The 16,030-nt window shown below is 68.8% G+C and carries 16 protein-coding genes and 1 tRNA gene; 8 read left to right on the top strand and 9 right to left on the bottom strand.

Going from position 1 to position 16,030, the window contains the following annotated elements; genetic code table 11:
* Window positions 1–130: 130 nt before the first annotated feature.
* The 5 genes from QM597_RS03170 to QM597_RS03150 form a co-directional block, all read right to left on the bottom strand.
* Window positions 131–796, bottom strand: coding sequence for a potassium channel family protein (locus tag QM597_RS03170; RefSeq protein WP_415003421.1), 666 nt, complete (start codon window positions 794–796; stop codon window positions 131–133).
* On the bottom strand, window positions 796–1,458 hold the full coding sequence (locus tag QM597_RS03165) for a potassium channel family protein (protein WP_415003420.1): 663 nt from the start codon (window positions 1,456–1,458) through the stop codon (window positions 796–798). The genes QM597_RS03170 and QM597_RS03165 overlap by 1 nt, the downstream gene beginning before the upstream one ends.
* Before the next feature lie 187 nt (window positions 1,459–1,645).
* The gene (locus QM597_RS03160; RefSeq protein ID WP_415003419.1) at window positions 1,646–2,233 is read right to left on the bottom strand and encodes a hypothetical protein; all 588 of its coding nucleotides are present in this window, start codon (window positions 2,231–2,233) and stop codon (window positions 1,646–1,648) included.
* A gap of 18 nt (window positions 2,234–2,251) precedes the next feature.
* On the bottom strand, window positions 2,252–3,508 hold the full coding sequence (locus QM597_RS03155) for a ribonuclease D (protein ID WP_415003418.1): 1,257 nt from the start codon (window positions 3,506–3,508) through the stop codon (window positions 2,252–2,254).
* Window positions 3,505–4,080, bottom strand: a complete 576-nt coding sequence (locus QM597_RS03150) for a DUF3000 domain-containing protein (RefSeq protein WP_415003417.1) — start codon at window positions 4,078–4,080, stop codon at window positions 3,505–3,507. The genes QM597_RS03155 and QM597_RS03150 overlap by 4 nt, the downstream gene beginning before the upstream one ends.
* 104 nt (window positions 4,081–4,184) lie before the next feature.
* Between QM597_RS03150 and hemE the strand changes: the two genes are divergently transcribed.
* The 3 genes from hemE to hemQ all read left to right on the top strand — a co-directional run bounded on the left by hemE (window position 4,185) and on the right by hemQ (window position 7,474).
* The gene (hemE, locus tag QM597_RS03145; protein WP_415003416.1) at window positions 4,185–5,228 is read left to right on the top strand and encodes a uroporphyrinogen decarboxylase; all 1,044 of its coding nucleotides are present in this window, start codon (window positions 4,185–4,187) and stop codon (window positions 5,226–5,228) included.
* Window positions 5,228–6,613: a protoporphyrinogen oxidase gene (gene hemG, locus QM597_RS03140; RefSeq protein WP_415003415.1), complete on the top strand. Its 1,386-nt coding sequence runs from the start codon at window positions 5,228–5,230 to the stop codon at window positions 6,611–6,613. The genes hemE and hemG overlap by 1 nt, the downstream gene beginning before the upstream one ends.
* 156 nt (window positions 6,614–6,769) lie before the next feature.
* Window positions 6,770–7,474: a hydrogen peroxide-dependent heme synthase gene (hemQ, locus tag QM597_RS03135; RefSeq protein WP_415003414.1), complete on the top strand. Its 705-nt coding sequence runs from the start codon at window positions 6,770–6,772 to the stop codon at window positions 7,472–7,474.
* A 133-nt stretch (window positions 7,475–7,607) separates the two neighbouring features.
* Here hemQ and QM597_RS03130 read toward each other — a convergent pair whose 3' ends face one another.
* Window positions 7,608–8,249: a peptidylprolyl isomerase gene (locus QM597_RS03130; RefSeq protein ID WP_415003413.1), complete on the bottom strand. Its 642-nt coding sequence runs from the start codon at window positions 8,247–8,249 to the stop codon at window positions 7,608–7,610.
* A 184-nt stretch (window positions 8,250–8,433) separates the two neighbouring features.
* Here QM597_RS03130 and QM597_RS03125 point away from each other — a divergent pair, with 184 nt between their 5' ends.
* Entirely contained in the window at window positions 8,434–8,949 is a 516-nt protein-coding gene (locus QM597_RS03125) for a DUF3145 domain-containing protein (RefSeq protein ID WP_415003412.1), read from the top strand.
* 48 nt (window positions 8,950–8,997) lie between these two features.
* On the opposite strand, the gene QM597_RS03120 is transcribed toward QM597_RS03125, so the two are convergent.
* The gene (locus QM597_RS03120; protein ID WP_415003411.1) at window positions 8,998–9,846 is read right to left on the bottom strand and encodes an acyl carrier protein; all 849 of its coding nucleotides are present in this window, start codon (window positions 9,844–9,846) and stop codon (window positions 8,998–9,000) included.
* An 81-nt stretch (window positions 9,847–9,927) separates the two neighbouring features.
* On the opposite strand from QM597_RS03120, the gene QM597_RS03115 reads away from it, so the two are divergent.
* On the top strand, window positions 9,928–10,869 hold the full coding sequence (locus QM597_RS03115; RefSeq protein ID WP_415003410.1) for an alpha/beta fold hydrolase: 942 nt from the start codon (window positions 9,928–9,930) through the stop codon (window positions 10,867–10,869).
* Here QM597_RS03115 and QM597_RS03110 read toward each other — a convergent pair.
* Window positions 10,818–11,903 carry a phosphatase PAP2 family protein gene (locus tag QM597_RS03110; RefSeq protein WP_415003409.1) on the bottom strand — a complete coding sequence of 362 codons (1,086 nt, stop codon included), beginning with the start codon at window positions 11,901–11,903 and terminating at the stop codon, window positions 10,818–10,820. The genes QM597_RS03115 and QM597_RS03110 overlap by 52 nt on opposite strands.
* An 86-nt stretch (window positions 11,904–11,989) precedes the next feature.
* The gene (gene aceE / locus QM597_RS03105; protein WP_415003408.1) at window positions 11,990–14,770 is read right to left on the bottom strand and encodes a pyruvate dehydrogenase (acetyl-transferring), homodimeric type; all 2,781 of its coding nucleotides are present in this window, start codon (window positions 14,768–14,770) and stop codon (window positions 11,990–11,992) included.
* Window positions 14,771–14,910: 140 nt separating this feature from the next.
* On the opposite strand from aceE, the gene QM597_RS03100 reads away from it, so the two are divergent.
* The 3 genes from QM597_RS03100 to QM597_RS03090 all read left to right on the top strand — a co-directional run bounded on the left by QM597_RS03100 (window position 14,911) and on the right by QM597_RS03090 (window position 15,988).
* Window positions 14,911–15,297: a DUF3052 domain-containing protein gene (locus QM597_RS03100; RefSeq protein ID WP_415003407.1), complete on the top strand. Its 387-nt coding sequence runs from the start codon at window positions 14,911–14,913 to the stop codon at window positions 15,295–15,297.
* A gap of 43 nt (window positions 15,298–15,340) precedes the next feature.
* Entirely contained in the window at window positions 15,341–15,796 is a 456-nt protein-coding gene (locus QM597_RS03095; protein ID WP_415003406.1) for a peroxiredoxin, read from the top strand.
* A 118-nt stretch (window positions 15,797–15,914) separates the two neighbouring features.
* Window positions 15,915–15,988: transfer RNA gene (locus QM597_RS03090), tRNA-Val, on the top strand.
* The last annotated feature ends 42 nt before the right edge of the window (window positions 15,989–16,030 follow it).

Raw genomic sequence — 16,030 nt, 5'->3', positions numbered from 1 at the left:
TCCTCGCACCTCAGGACCCGCGAGGAACGAGTGAGCCTCGAAGCCTGCGATGGTCGGTCCCTTCGAGGCTCGCAAGCTCGCACCTCAGGGACCGGGGTTCACCTGCCAGCGGACGTTCTCAGAGATTTGCTCAGGGGCGGACGGGGGCGAGGAGGGCCTTGAGTGCGGCCTCGGCGTCGGTCTGGGTGACGAACAACAGCTCGTCGCCGGCCTCCAGCGCCCGGTCTGGGTCGGGGGTCATGATGGTGTTGTCGCGCAGGATCGCCACGAGCAGCACATCGCCGGGCCAGGCGACCCCGCCGATGCGCGCCCCCACCAGCGGCGAGTCCACCGGCATCGTCAACTCCACGAGGTTGGTGTTGCTCTGCCGGAAGGTGAAGAGCCGCACGAGATCGCCGACGGCCACCGCCTCCTCGACGAGTGCGGCCATCAGACGGGGCGTGGACACCGCGACATCCACCCCCCACGGTTCGCCGAACAACCACTCGTTCGAGGGATGGTTGACCCGCCCGACGGTCCGCGGCACGGCGAACTCGGTCTTGGCCAGCAGCGAGATGACCAGATTGGCCTTGTCGTCACCGGTCGCCGAGATCATCACATCGCAGGTCTCCAAGCGCGCCTCCTCCAGGGAGGACAACTCGCATGCATCAGCGAGCAGCCATTGTGCGCCGGGTACCGCATCGGAGCGGATCGAGGCCGGGGACTTGTCGATGAGTAGTACTTCGTGGCCGTTCTCGATCAGCTCGGTGGCCACGGAACGGCCGACGGCTCCCGCGCCGGCGATGGCGACACGCATCAGTGCTCCTGAGGTCCGGATTCGAGGACAGCAAGCGCAGCGTCGGCGTGGTCGTCACGCATGAACACGCTGAGGTAGTCGCCCTCCTGGATGGTCATCTGAGCGCGCGGTACGACACCGCTACCCAGGCGGGTCACGAACGCCACCCGGACGCCGGCGGCCTCTTCGAGGTCGGCGATGGGCCGGCCGATCCACGGGACCGGCGCGTACACGCTGTCGAGCCGCAGTTCGCCGGACGGGTCGCGCCACTGCGGTTCGGATCCGGCCGGCAGCAGACGCCGCAGCACCTGATCGGCGGCCCACGGGACCGTGGCGACCGTCGGTATGCCGAGCCGCTCGTAGACCTCGGCGCGTCCTGCGTCGTAGATGCGGGCGACGACATTGGGCACGCCGAATAATTCGCGGGCCACGCGCGCGGAGATGATGTTGGAGTTGTCTCCGCTGGAGACCGCCGCGAAGGCGTCGGCGCTCTCGATGCCGGCCCGCCGCAGGACATCCTGGTCGAAGCCCACGCCAGTCACGGTCAAGCCGGCGTATGTGGGTCCCAGACGGCGGAAAGCGTCGGCGTCGGAGTCGATGATCGAGGTCGAATGGCCGCGCTCTTCGAGGCTGCGAGCCAGCGAGGAACCGACTCGGCCGCACCCCATAATGACGATGTGCACGAGCCGACGCTACACCCGTGGCTCAGTGAGCGGAGTGGGTGCGCCGGACCGGGAGCGCCTCACGGCGCGTGGCCGCTCGTAGCGGCGTGTTGTGGGACCCGGGGCTACCGCGGTCCGGCGCGTGAAAAGCCTACCCGAGCGAGGGTGACGTAGCCCGCCCATCGGGGCTTGGAAGACCCGCCGCCGGTCAGAGCAGGTCGCCGGTGCGTTCCAGGGCGGCCGCGTGTCGCAGCTGCTGTGCCAGGTCGAGCAGTCGCGCCGCGCTGTGTGGATCGCCGCTGTCGAGCTGGCCGCGCCCGACGGCGGCGACGTGGGCGAAGGCGCTCGCCCGGTCCAAGATGACATCGAAGTCCGATTGCACGATGCCGCGGAGTACCGCGTCCACCAAGGTCACGACGTCGTCGGGCGTCGGCGGCGCGGCCACCCCGGCGACGACGTTCTGCACCGATGCGTGTGCCAGGCCGGCGGCATATTCGCGGGCGGCATCGCCCGGATGGCGGTGAACCCACGTGTGCAGCAGGTACAGGCGCCACAGGCAGCCCGCCACGCTGTCGGCCGGGGCCGTCGACCACAGATCGGCCAGGGTGCCCAGGCCTTCGGTGTCGACGAGGTGGACGACTCGTTCGACGATGCCGCTGCGGTCCGGCCGGGTGCCGCGCACGAGGATCTGGGCCACCCGGTGCCCGGCGGCGGAAGCCTCCGCAGGGTCCGGCACTCCAGGGATCTCCTCGAAGAACTGCGGCCCGGATACGAGCGGACGCGGGAAGTCACCCATGCCGCACGACGATACGCCTCAACTGGTCGCCAGGGCGGCGGACAGCGGCTCGGCGAGCAGGGCAATCTGCCACGGACGGGCACCGACGGCGGCCAGGGCCTGTGTGACGGTCTCGGTGCTGATCTGTTCGGGAGGCTGCCACGCGACCTCGCGCACGATGCCGGGGGAGACGAGGTTCTCCGGTGGCAGGTCGTGCGTCTGGGCCAGGCTCGTCACGGCCTCGCGGCATCGTCCGAGCCGTTCGGCCGCTTCGGGATGCTTCTCGGTCCAGGCGCGCGGCGGGGGCGGCCCGTCGTTGCGCACCCCGGTCGTCGGGAGGTCGTCTTCGGGCAGCGACAGCGCCGTCTCGATGGCCTGTTGCCACTGGTCGAGATAGCGCTTGGCTCCGCGGTTGCGCATGGTCTTCAGGGCCTTGAGCGCGTCGAGCGTGGTCGGGGCGGCGATGGACAACTCCACGATGGCCGCATCGGGCAGCACCCGGCCGGGGGTGGTGTCGCGCTGCTCGGCGATGGCTTCGCGGGCCTCCCACAGTTCGCGCACGAGGGCGAGGTTGCGTCGCCCGCGCACCTTGTGCATCCCGGAGGTGCGCCGCCAGCGGTCGGTCTTGGCCGGCGGACCGGTAAAGGTCAGCAGTGCCTCGAACTCCTCGTGCGCCCACGCCAGCTTGCCGGCCTTTTCGAGTTCGGCCTCCAGCAGGTCGCGCAATTCGACGAGCACCTCGACATCGAGGGCCGCATAGAGCAGCCACGGTTCCGGTAGGGGCCGAGTGGACCAGTCGGCCGCCGAGTGTTCTTTGGCGAGGCTACGGCCGAGGAAGTGCTCGACCAGCGTCGCCAGGCCGACCCGTGGCAGATTCAGCAGGCGCCCGGCCAGTTCGGTGTCGAACAGGGCGCTCGGGTGCATCCCGATCTCGGTGAGGCACGGCAGGTCCTGCGTGGCCGCGTGCAGGATCCATTCGGCGTCGCCGATGGCCGCGTCGAGGCCGGTCAGATCGTCGAAGGCGATGGGATCGACCAGATGGGTGCCGGCCCCTTCCCGGCGCACCTGTACTAGGTAGGCGCGCTGGGAGTAGCGGTAGCCGGAGGCGCGCTCGGCGTCCAGGGCCACCGGGCCGCTGCCTGCGGCGACGGCCGAGCAGGTGCGTGTCAACTGCTCTGGGGTGTCGACCACGGACGGCAGATCCTCACGCAGGGTCAACGGGGGCAGTGTCGCCACGGGTTCGGCCGGCTCGGGGGCCTTCGGGACGATGAACTCCGGCTCGAACGAGGATGTCACACGCGGCCCCGGCGGGGCAGATAGGCGATGTCGGGTGCCAGCGGCGGCAGACCAGCGATGGCGGCGAGCAGGTCGCTCCAGGCACCGAGATGGTCGGCGACACCGGTGGTCGGCGTCCACGACGCGCGCACCTCGATCTGCGAGCGCGGTGCCTCCTCGGCCATCGAGTCGAAACCCTCGGTATGGACGACGGTGACGCTGCCGCCCGCAGCGATGTATTCGGCACCCCGCTGGCCGAGGGCGTCGGTCAGCCAGCTCCAGCCGACTGCGGGGAGCACCGGGTCCTCGGCCAGGTCGAACTCGATTCCGGCGCGGGCGAAGGTCACGCAGCGGAAGGTGCCGTCCCAGGCGTCCTGCCCGGCGGGGTCGTGCAGAAGGATGAAGCGCCCGCTCGCCAGCTCGTCGCCGTCAACGACGATCTCGCCGCTCAGCGCCTGCGCGTGCGGGGCGATGCGCGTCGGTGCGGGAATGTCGTCGACCACGACCTCGGGCCGCACGACGGCCGATCTCAACTGATCGACGGCGGCGGCGAACTGGCTCGGTGTGTCGTCGAGCTCGCGGTGGACACCCACCCGTTGATCGTAGGTGCGCCGGTGCCCCTCGCCGGGTGCGACACTCCGGGGAAGGCCGCCATCCTGGGCCGGTCGCGGAGGGTACCGGCTGCGAGACTAGGCCGGTGACCACGCATCCTCTCCTGTCGTCGAGTCCTTTCCTGCGCGCCTGCCGGGGGGAGGAGCCGGCGCACGTCCCGGTGTGGTTCATGCGCCAGGCCGGGCGTTCACTGCCGGAATACCGGGAGTTGCGCATGGGCGTCGGCATGCTGGAAGCATGCTTCACCACCGATCTCGTCGTCGAGATCACCCTGCAGCCGGTGCGCCGTCACGGCGTGGACGCGGCGATCTTCTTCTCCGACATCGTCGTGCCGCTGCGGGCCATCGGCGTCGATCTCGACATCGTGGCGGGGGTCGGGCCGGTCGTGGCCGAGCCGATCCGCTCGCGCGCCGGACTCGACCAGTTGCGCGATCTGGAACCCGATGATGTCGCGCCGGTGCTGGCGGCGGTCACCGCGTTGACCGGCGAACTCGGCGGTACGCCGTTGATCGGTTTCACTGGCGCGCCGTTCACGCTTGCGTCCTACCTTGTGGAGGGGCGGCCGTCGCGGGACTATCGGCACACCAAGGCGCTCATGCACTCCGACCCCGATCTCTGGCACGACCTGCTGGGCCGGATCGCGGCCATCGCCGGACAGTTCCTGCGGTTGCAGGTGCAGGCGGGTGCCTCGGCGGTGCAGGTGTTCGACTCGTGGGCCGGCGCGTTGAGCCTGGCCGATTACCGCGCTTTCGTGCAGCCGCATTCGGCGGCGGTGCTGGCCGCAGTCGAGGATCTAGACGTGCCGCGCATCCACTTCGGTGTCGGGACCGGTGAGTTGCTGGGGGCGATGGGGGAGGCTGGGGCTGATGTCGTGGGTGTCGACTGGCGGGTGCCGCTGGACGAGGCGGTGCGGCGCATCGGGCCGGAGCGATCCGTGCAGGGCAATCTCGACCCGACCCTGCTGTTCGCGCCGCCAGAGGTGGTCGAGCGCGAGGCCCGGCGGGTCATCGAGCAGGGCCGCGCGGCTCGCGGGCACGTGTTCAATCTCGGCCACGGGGTGCTGCCGGACACCGATCCGGATGCGCTGACGCGCCTGGTCGAGGTCGTCCACGCCTACGAGACCGACTGATGCGGGTCGCCGTCGTCGGAGCCGGGATCGCCGGGCTGAGTGCCGCATGGGAGCTGAGACGAGCGGGCCACGAGGTGATCGTGCTCGACGGCGCCGAGCGGGTCGGCGGCAAGCTGCTGACCGGTGAGGTCGGCGGTGTGCGTGTCGACCTGGGAGCCGAATCGATCCTGGCGCGCCGCCCGGAGGCGGTCGGCCTGATCGAGGCGGTGGGCCTGGCTGATCGCCTCGTTCACCCGGCGACGACGGCCGCAGCGGTGTGGACCAAGGGGGCGCTGCGGCCGTTGCCGCCGACCGTGCTGGGCATTCCCGCAGATACCCGGGCCCTGGCCGCATCGGGCATCGTCGAGCGAGTCGAAACCCGGTCGGTCCCGGTGCCGCAGGAGGACGTGTCCGTCGCCGACTTCGTCGCCGAGCGCGCCGGCCGCGAGGTCGTCGACCGATTGGTCGAGCCGTTGCTCGGCGGGGTCTACGCCGGACACGCCGATGCGCTGTCGCTGCGTGCGGCGGCGCCGCAGATCGCGGCCCTCGGCGAGGACCCGGTGTCCGCTGCCGTCGCGGCGCGGTCGGTGCCGGCAGAGGACTCACCGGTGTTCGCCGGGATCGCCGGCGGAGTGGGAACCCTGCCCGAAGCGCTCGCCGCGGCCCTGACGGCCCCTGAGGTGCGAGGAGCCGGTGACGAGCCTCGAAGGGACGTTCCTCCTGCCGTCATCCGCACGGGTTGCACGGTGCGCCTGGTCGAGCCTCACGACGAGGGCTGGCGGCTGCTGGCCGGAGCCGTGGGATCGGTCGAGGCAATCGAGGCCGATGCGGTGGTGTTGGCCACGCCGGCACCCGCGTCGGCGCGGCTGCTGGCCGAGGCGGCCCCGGAGGCGGCCTTCGCCCTGGCCGCCGTCTCCTATACGAGCGTCGCGCTGACGACACTGGTGTTTGAGGAAGCGTTGGAGCTTCCCGGCTCGGGATTCCTCGTGCCGCCGGTCGACAGCCGGTTCGTCAAAGCGGCGACGTTCAGCTCGTCCAAGTGGTCGTGGGTGGGCGAGTCGGGTCACACGGTGCTGCGAGCTTCGGTCGGCCGTGCCGGCGATCAGGCGGCCTTGCAGGTCGGCGATGCCGAGATCGTCGCCCGGGTACTCGCCGACCTGACCGAAGCGGTCGGGCCGCTGCCGCAGCCGGCGGAGGCGCACGTGCAGCGGTGGGGCGGCGCGCTGCCGCAGTACGAGGTCGGGCATCTCGACCGGGTGGCGACGGTGCGCCGTTCGGTGGCGGGGGTGCCCGGTCTGGAGGTGTGCGGCGCGGCCTACGACGGCGTCGGCATCGCCGCCGTCGTGGCGAGCGCGCAGGAGGCGGTGCGCCGACTGACGGAAGGCACGAGAGAATCGTTCACATGAGCGAGCGTCAGCGAGTGAGCAATGGGGTGTCTCATGTCGGCATCTGCGATGGTGGGTTTGCGGGGCTGGTGACGACATGAGCGAGCGTCAGCGAGTGAGCGATGGGGTGTCTCATGTCGGCACCTGCGATGGTGGGTTTGCGGGGCTGGTGACGACATGAGCGTGCCGAATCAAGGGAAGCTGGCCAAGGAGATCAACGAGACGATCCGGTACACGATGTGGTCGGTGTTCCGGCTCGACCGGGTCCTGGGGGAGGCCGACCGCGAAGCCGAGGCCGCCGAGGTGGCGGCCTTGGAGGAGCGCCTGGCGGGCGAGGACGTCGTGATCCGCGCCGCCTACGACGTCAGCGGCATGCGCGCCGACGCCGATCTGATGATCTGGTGGCACGCGCCGACCGCCGAGGCCCTGCAGGGTGCCTACAACGCCTTCCGTCGCACGGCGCTGGGCGCGCGCATGGTCCCGGTGTGGTCGCAGGCCGCACTGCACCGGCCTGCGGAGTTCAACCGGTCGCACATCCCGGCTTTCATGGCCGAGGAGCAGGTACGCGACTGGGTCTGCGTGTACCCGTTCGTCCGCTCGTACGAGTGGTATCTGCTGCCCGAGGACGAGCGGCGCGACATGCTGCGCGAGCACGGCATGCAGGCCCGCCCCTACCCGGACGTGCGCGCTAACACGGTTGCTTCGTTCGCCCTCGGCGACTACGAGTGGATGCTGGCCTTCGAGGCCGACGACCTGCACCGCATCGTCGACCTCATGCGCGACCTGCGTGCCAGTGCCGCGCGCCGCCACGTCCGCGAGGAGATCCCCTTCTACACTGGCCGCAGGCGCACCTGGGCCGAACTGACGGCCCTCTGGCCCTGAGGTTCCGAGCGGGACCGAGCCGGTCATTGAGGTGCGAGCTTGCGAGCCTCGAAATGACCCTCCCGCGGCAGGCTTCGAGGCTCGACCGCTTGCGGTCTCACACCTCAGCCAGCGGACCTTCGAGCGGATCCTCTCAGGACACCGAAGTGATGACGACCTCGGAGGCGGGGGCGACGCCGTCAGGGCCGTTGCCGTCGGCGGCGATGTCACGAGCGACCTGCAGGCCGGCCTCGTCGACCGTCCCGAACACGGTGTAGTCCGGCGGAAGGCTGGCGTCTTCCAGCACGATGAAGAACTGCGAGCCGTTCGTGTCCGGACCGGCGTTCGCCATCGCCAGCGTCCCAGCCGGGTACGTCTCATCGCCGGTCAGCTCGTCGGCGAAGCGGTATCCTGGGCCGCCCGTGCCCGTCGCGCTCGGGTCGCCGCACTGCAGCACGAAACCGACCACGAGGCGATGGCACTGCGTGTCGTCGAAGTAACCCTGCCGGGCCAGCGACACGAACGAGTTGACCGTACACGGGGCATTCTGCGCGTCGAGCGCGACGGCGATGTCGCCGCGGTTGGTGGAGATCGTCATTGCGTCGGCGCTCACCGGCTCCTCGGGCGGCAACTCGACCTCCTTGGCGGCCTGCCCGTCGGGCAGGTACGAGCACGGCGCGCCGCTGGACGCCGTGGACGCCGTCGGGTCGGGATCGGCCGACTCATCTGCCCCGCACGCCGTCAGCGCGAACAGGGACAACGACAGCAGCAGCGACGACCGCACGAGAGAACGCATGTGCGCGAGCATAGACACCCGCCCGCGACGAGGTGCAGGCGTCGGGTGAAATTTTCGTGAGTCAAGCCGGGCAGTTGGCAGGCGCGGGCTTGTCGGGCACAATGGGACCCGTCGGCATGAACGGCCCGACCGATTCGAGAGCGCAGGGGAAGGCGATCACTCGAACTGGGAGGTTCCGATGAGCATGGCTGACGACTTTGCTGTACCTGCGGCACGGGGTGTGGTGTTCATTCACTCTGCGCCTTCCGCACTGTGCCCGCACGTCGAATGGGCCATCAACAGTGCCCTGTCCGGCGAGGTGACGATGTCGTGGCAACCGCAGCCCGCCGAGCCGGGTTCCTACCGTGCGGAGTTCTCCTGGCGCGGACCGGCGGGGTCGGGGGCCGCCATCGCCAGCGCGCTCCAAGGGTGGGACCTGTTGCGCTTCGAGGTGACCGAGGACGCCACCGCATACTACGAGGGGTCGCGGTACTCCTACGTGCCCGAGTTGGGCCTGTTCCACGGCGTCATGGGTGTCCACGGCGACTTGATGATTACCGAGGATCGGCTCAAGGCGGTGCGTGCGGTGGCCGCGAACGGTGAGGCTGACCTGAACGAGGCGCTCGACGCGCTCCTGGGCGTGCCGTGGGATGCCGAATTGGAGGCATTCCGTTACGCAGGTGAGGGCGCGCCTGTGCGTTGGCTGCACCAGGTGGTCTGAAGGGTTTCTGCGGTCGGCGAAACACCATGAGAATGTCTGCGGATGTCCTCAGCCGATGGTGACCGTGACAGTAGGCGTGACGCGGCCGGAGTCGGCGTTCGTCAAGCGCCACTGGCGCGGGCCGGTGCGCGATGTCTGTACTTCGGCAGTGAATGTGCCGCCCGGACCGGTCGTGGTGGTGACCGCGAAGTCGGTCCACTTTCCGTCTTCGACCTTGAACTGCACACGCAACTCCGCGCCCTCGCCGACGGACGGCAGCGCGCCCGACAACACGAAGGGATCGCCGAGTTGGACATCCTCGCTTGAGGCCGTCAACGTCGGTTCGGGGGAGCCGTCGTCGGTTTCGTCCGACGCGCTCGGTTCGGGGGAGGCCGAGGAGTCGTCAGTGGGTTCGGGCACCGCGTTGGTCTCCGACGCGAGCGGTGGCAGGTCGGCGGCTCCGAGTCCGGCGGCATCGAGTGCGGTGGCGGCGGCGAACCCCAGCGCGCCGCCGACAATCACGCCGAACACCGTCATGGTGATCGTGGTCAGCAGTGCGCCGGAGGTGAACTTCTCGCGGTCGATGGGTTCGTCGTGCGGGGCGCGGTCATCGACAAGGCCGTCATCGACCTCATCGGAGACGAGAGCGAGTTTGCGGGTCCAGCGGGGGGCCGTGGCACCGTCGTGGCGGGTGATCGCCTCCACCGCATCCTGAACCGTGCGCAGGCCGTCGACGGCACCGTCGCTGATGTAGACCTGATGACGCCGGCCCAACTCCTCGGCCAACTCGACGGCCATGAGCGAGTCGACGCCGAGGTCGCGTAACGACGAGTCCGGCTCGATGGCGGCGGGGTCGGAACCCGTCAGGCGGGTGATGAGGTCGATGACATCGGCCTTGACCTCGCCTTCTGGTTGCATGGACAACAGTCTAGACGGTGCCGCCGACAGGTCCGCGCCGTCATCTGATGGCAACATGAGCCGACTATGCTCGCGCGGGTGATGAGTCCCGAACTAGAGTACGTCGTCGTCCACGGATACCGGCGCGCTTATCGCCGGGCAGGCTCCGGTCCCGCGCTGCTGCTCATTCACGGCATGGCCTGCGATTCGACCACGTGGGACCGGGTCATCGGCCCGCTGGCGGAGCACTTCACCGTGATCGCGCCCGATCTGCTGGGCCACGGCGAATCGGACAAGCCCGACGGCGACTATTCCATCGGCGGCTACGCCAACGGGATGCGCGACCTGCTGACGATCCTGGGCATCGACAAGGTCACCATCGTCGGCCACAGTTTCGGCGGCGGTGTGGCGATGCAGTTCGCTTACCAGTTCCCCGAGCGCACCGAACGGGTCGTGCTGGTCTCCAGCGGGGGCCTCGGCCGCGAGGTGACGCCCGTGATCCGCATGCTCACGCTGCCCGGTGCGCCGGCCGTGCTCGCCGTCGCTACCGCGCGCGTCTGGCGTCCCTTCGTCGCTGCGGGCCTACGGGCGCTGGCGACGACGAACCTCAAGGCCACACGGGACCTGGACGAGATCGCCCGTATCTACGAGTCCTTCGCCGAACCGCGCGCACGGGCGGCGGTGCGCCGGCTGACGACGCACGTCCTGGACTGGCGCGGGCAGTTCGTCACCATGACTGATCGCACCTATCTGGCCCAGCTCATGCCGGTCATGGTGGTGTGGGGGCGCGACGACCTGGTGATCCCGGTCAAGCACGCCACCGAGGCCAAGCACGCATCGCTGTCGGATGTGCGGATCCTGGAGGACTCCGGTCACTTCCCGCACAAGGACCATCCGGAGCGTTTCGCCGACCTCGTGCTGCGGTTCACGGCCGAGAACCCGCCGGCCACCTACCATCGCGGCCGGTGGCGCGCGATGCTGCGCCGCGGCGATCAGGCGGTGCTGACGGCGGTGTCGCCGGAGGACTCCTCCTCGTGCGGGTGAGGGAAAACGTCGGGGTTGTCGACGTCGGGGTGCCCGGCGGCCGCATGCTCCTTCTGCCGCTTGGTGTTCCCCGTGGCCCAGGCACCGACCCAGACGGCGATGACGCCGATGAGTAGGCCGGCGATGTCGTCGGACATGTAGTGCCAGCCGAAGTAGATCGTGGCGATGAGCGTGCCGACGAAGTAGGTCCACGCGACCGTGCGCAACACCAGGTGGATCTTCGTCATATGGAAGAACAGGCAAGCGGTGAACACCACCGAGACGTGCAGTGAGGCGAAGCCGGCAATGCCGTAGACACTGGTGCTGTTGGGATTCTCGATGTAGTCGCGCCCGGCACGAAATAGCGAGCGCTGGAGTTCGCCGGCCGGCGTGTTCTGGATCTCGTAGAAACGGGTCGGGGCGTTGAAGGCCGGGCCGACCGTGGGCAGGATGTAGTAACTGATCGTGCCGAGCACCCAGTTCAGGCTCAGCGCGGTGGCGTACCAGGCCCCGATGGAAACGTTTTTGTTGAGCACCAGGTAGGCACCCAGGGTGATCGGGATGAGCATCAGATAACTGACGTAGATCACCGCGATGATCTGCGCGATGATCCCGGTGCCCAGCACATCGTGCAGCAGGTCGGAGGGGTAGTTGCCGAAGAACAGCCAGTGATCGAAGGTGTCGAGTTTGGTGTCCCAGTTCGGCGGGCGCAGGTCCGGCAGGTAGCTCTTGAGGTTCCGGTAACTGACGTAACAGGTGTAGAACGACAGCAGGCCGAGGGCGATATAGGTGAAGCGCGCCCAGGTCCAGTCGGTGCGGATGACCTCGCGGATACCCCAGAAGGTGCGGCGGACTCCGTAGCGGTGCATGGCCTGCGGCACGATGCCGGCGGCGAAGAACAGCAGAGTCAGTCCGGGCAGCCGTACGTACGCCGGGCCGAGGAAACCTTCCGGATCGACGATCTTCTTACCGAGGTCGAAGGAGAAGTACAGGGCGGTTGCCGCGATCCCCAGGGACACGATGCCGACGAACGTGTAGGGATTGCGGCGCAACATGTCCGCCATCCTAATGGGAGATGACCAAGAACTTGCGCGGCCAGGGCGGTCAGGGTTTCTGGCCGGGCGGTTCCCGTCACGCGCCGTCAGGCGTCGCCGCCTTCCTGGGTTAGGCCGGCGACCGCCGTCGGGTCGTCGATGCGCCATCGCGCGGCCGCATCGCGCACGAGTGCCGCATCGACCGCACCCGTGCGGGCCAGCCCGTGCAAGGCGGCCACGGCAATGGATTCGGCATCGATCTGGAAGTACCGGCGGGCGGCGGCGCGAGTGTCGGCGAAGCCGAAACCGTCGGCACCGAGGGCGACCCAGGTGCCGGGGACCCACTGCGCGATCTGATCGGGCACGGCCCGCATGTAGTCGCTGACCGCGACGGTCACCGCTGCCTCGCCGCCGAGCGCGCGCGTCACGAAGGGGACCCGTGGTGCCTCGGTGCCGGAGGCGAGCAGGTTGTGCCGCTCGGTTTCGGCGGCCTCGCGGGCCAGTTCGTTCCAGGACGTGACCGACCAGACCTCGGCCTGAACGCCGAAATCTTCGGCGAGCAGTTCTTGTGCGCGCAGCGCCCACGGCACCGCGACGCCGGAGGCCAGGATGCGGGCCGCGGCCGGGCCGCCGGGTGCCGCGCGGAAGCGGTAGACACCCGACAGCAGGGCGTCCACGTCGATGTCGTCGGGCTGGGCCGGTTGCGTCAGTGGCTCGTTGTAGACCGTCAGGTAGTAGACGACGTTCTCGCCGTGCGGGTGCTCGGCGTCGCTGCCGTACATGCGCTGCAGGCCCGCCTTGACGATGTGTGAGATCTCGAAGGCCCAGGCCGGGTCGTAGTGGACGACCGCCGGATTGGTCTGCGCGATGAGCGGGGAATGGCCGTCGGCGTGCTGCAATCCCTCGCCGGTCAGCGTGGTGCGCCCGGCGGTGGCGCCGATGAGGAAGCCGCGCGCCAACTGGTCGGCCATAGCCCAGATCGAATCGGCGGTGCGTTGGAAGCCGAACATCGAATAGAACAGGTAGACCGGGATCATCGGCTGCCCGTGCGTCGCGTAGGCGCTGCCGGCCGCGATGGCCGAGGCGAGGGCACCGGCCTCACTGATGCCCTCGTGCAGCAGCTGGCCGTTGACGGCCTCCTTGTAGGCCAGCAGCAGTTTGCGGTCGACCGACTCGTAGGTCTGCCCGTGCGGACTGTAGATCTTGGCCGAGGGGAACATCGAGTCCATGCCGAAGGTGCGGTACTCGTCGGGTGCGATGGGCACGATGCGCGGGCCGATCTCGGGGTCCTTCATCAGGTCGCGCAGCAGCCGGACGAAGGCCATCGTGGTGGCGATTTGCTGCTTGCCCGATCCCTTGCGCAGTTCGCTGTAGACGGCGTCGCCGGGCAGTTTGACGACTGCCGGAGCGACCTTGCGGGACGGCAGCGAGCCGCCGAGCGCCTCGCGGCGGGCGAGCATGTACTGGATCTCGTCGCTGTCGGTGCCGGGGTGGTAGAACGGCGGCACGTAGTGGGCGTCGTCGATCTGGGCGTCGGTGATGGGGATGCGGAGTTTGTCGCGGAAGCCCTTGAGGTCCTCGGTGGTGAGTTTCTTCATCTGGTGAGTCGCGTTGCGGCCCTTGAAGGAGTCCAGCAGCCAGCCCTTGATCGTGTGCGCGAGGATCACCGTCGGCTGGCCGGTGTGCTTGCTGGCGGCGTCGAAGGCGGCGTAGACCTTGCGGTAGTCGTGGCCGCCGCGGGGGAGCCGTTCGATCTGCTCGTCGCTGAGATGCTCGACCATCTGTCGCAGGCGAGGGTCGGGGCCGAAGAAGTTCTCCCGGTTGTACGCGCCGGTCTCCACCGAGAGGGTTTGGAACTGCCCGTCGGGGGTGCGGTTCATTTGGTTGACCAGCACGCCATCGGTGTCGCGGGCGAGCAGGTCGTCCCACTCGCGGCCCCAGACGACTTTGATGACGTTCCAGCCGGCACCGCGGAAGTAGGCCTCTAACTCCTGAATGATCTTGCCGTTGCCGCGGACCGGTCCGTCGAGCTGCTGCAGGTTGCAGTTGATGACGAAGGTGAGGTTGTCCAGTTCCTCACGGGCCGCGACGCTGATCGCACCGAGCGACTCCGGCTCGCCCATCTCGCCGTCGCCGAGGAAGGTCCAGACGTGCTGGCCGCTCGTGTCCTTGATGCCGCGGTGATGCAGGTAGCGGTTGAAGCGCGCCTGGTAGATCGAGTTGATCGCGGCCAGGCCCATCGAGACGGTGGGGAACTCCCAGTAGTCGGGCATGAGCCGCGGGTGCGGATAGGACGAGAGTCCCTGCCGGGGGCCGTGGGAGTGCTCCTGGCGGAAGCGGTCGAGCTGGGTTTCGCTCAGGCGGCCTTCGAGGAATGAACGCGCATAGATGCCAGGGGCGGCGTGGCCCTGGAAGTAGATCTGGTCGCCGCCGCCGGGGTGGGACTTGCCGCGAAAGAAATGGTTGAAGCCGACTTCGTACAGGCTCGCGGCGCTCTGATAGGTGGCGATGTGGCCGCCGACGCCGAGGCCGGGGCGGTTGGCGCGGCTGACCATGACCGCGGCGTTCCAGCGGATGTAGGCGCGGATGCGACGCTCGATGTCCTCGTTGCCGGGGAACCACGGCTCGCGCTCGGGCGGGATGGTGTTGATGAAGTCCGTGCTGCGCAGCGCGGGCACGCCGACCTGGCGTTCACGGGCGCGTTCGAGCAGACGCAGCATGACGTAGCGCGCCCGGTCTCGGCCGCGGCTGTCGACCATCTCGTCGAGCGACGCGAGCCAGTCGCTCGTCTCGTCGGGGTCGATGTCGGGTAGCTGCGTGGGCAGCCCCTCGTGGATGACGGGGCGGCGTGGATCGGGCGAGCCGGGTTGCGGCATGAGGACTCCCATCACGGATGTCTTGTGGACCCCTCCATCCTTCCACGAGATGTTCGCTAAGGTGAGACCAGGAAGTTCGGAGTTTTCTGTACTTTTCAGTAGGTTTTCGCGGTCCGTGGGACCGTCTCAGGCATCGTGACGAGAGGAGCAGCGTGGACGCGGCGAAGTTGGGGTTCGTGCCCGACAGCGTCATCCAGGAGCTCGGGTGGGATGACGACGTCGACGACACGCTGCGCGCGGCGGTCGAGGACGTCACCGGGAATGAATTGGTCGACGGCGAGGTGGGCCTCGTCGTCGACGGAGTGATCCTGTGGTGGCGTGACGGCGACGGCGACTTGGCCGACGCTCTCATGGATGCGCTGCAGGATCTGGCCGAGGGTGGTTCGATCTGGCTGCTGACGCCGAAGGTGGGGCGGCCGGGCTACGTCTCGGGTGCCGACATCGGTGAGGCGGCTCCGGTTGCGGGTCTGTCGACCACGACGACCTCCTCGGCGACCGACGACTGGGCGGCGACCAAGCTTTCGACGCACAAGCGCTGAGGCACACGACCCGATGCCTTGGCCCGCCCCTTAGGCTGGCCGCATGAGCATTGAGATCGGCCAGCAGGCTCCCGACTTCACCCTGAAGAACCAGCACGGCGAGGAGGTCACGCTCTCGTCGCTGCGGGGCAAGCCGGTCGTGGTGGTGTTCTATCCCTTCGCCTTCACCGGCGTCTGCACCGGCGAGCTGTGCGAGTTGCGCGACAATCTCGCCGACCTGACCGCCGACGGAGCCGAGATCCTGGCGATCTCCTGCGACTCGCCGTTCACGCTCCGGGTCTTCGCCGACCGGGAGGGCTACGCATTCAGCCTGCTCAGCGACCACTGGCCGCACGGTGCCACCGCGCAGGCGTACGGGGTGTTCAACGAGCAGGTCGGCGCGGCGGTACGCGGGACGTTCGTCCTCGATGCCGAGGGGGTGGTCCGCTGGAAGGTCGAGAACGGCCTGCCCGATGCGCGTTCGCTCGAGGATTACCGATCCGCCCTCGCTGCTTTGTGAACTTCGCGGTTTCCCTGCGGGATCAGTAACTGTGCGCTTTCATATTGCTGCACGGCCGTCTGGGACCCGAGACCCCGGCGGCCGTGCTCCCGTCCGGTAAGGTGTGCGGCTGATCCTAGGGCGAATGGCTCAGTTGGTTAGAGCATCCGGTTTACACCCGGAAGGTCGGGGGTTCGAGTCCCTCTTCGCCCACAGCCGTCGAGGTCCGCCCTGTTCTGTGGGGCGGACCTCGAC

The sequence above is a fragment of the Aeromicrobium sp. genome (assembly GCF_047607065.1).
Taxonomy (GTDB): Bacteria; Actinomycetota; Actinomycetes; order Propionibacteriales; family Nocardioidaceae; genus Aeromicrobium.
This window is presented reverse-complemented; position numbering and strand designations above follow the sequence as displayed.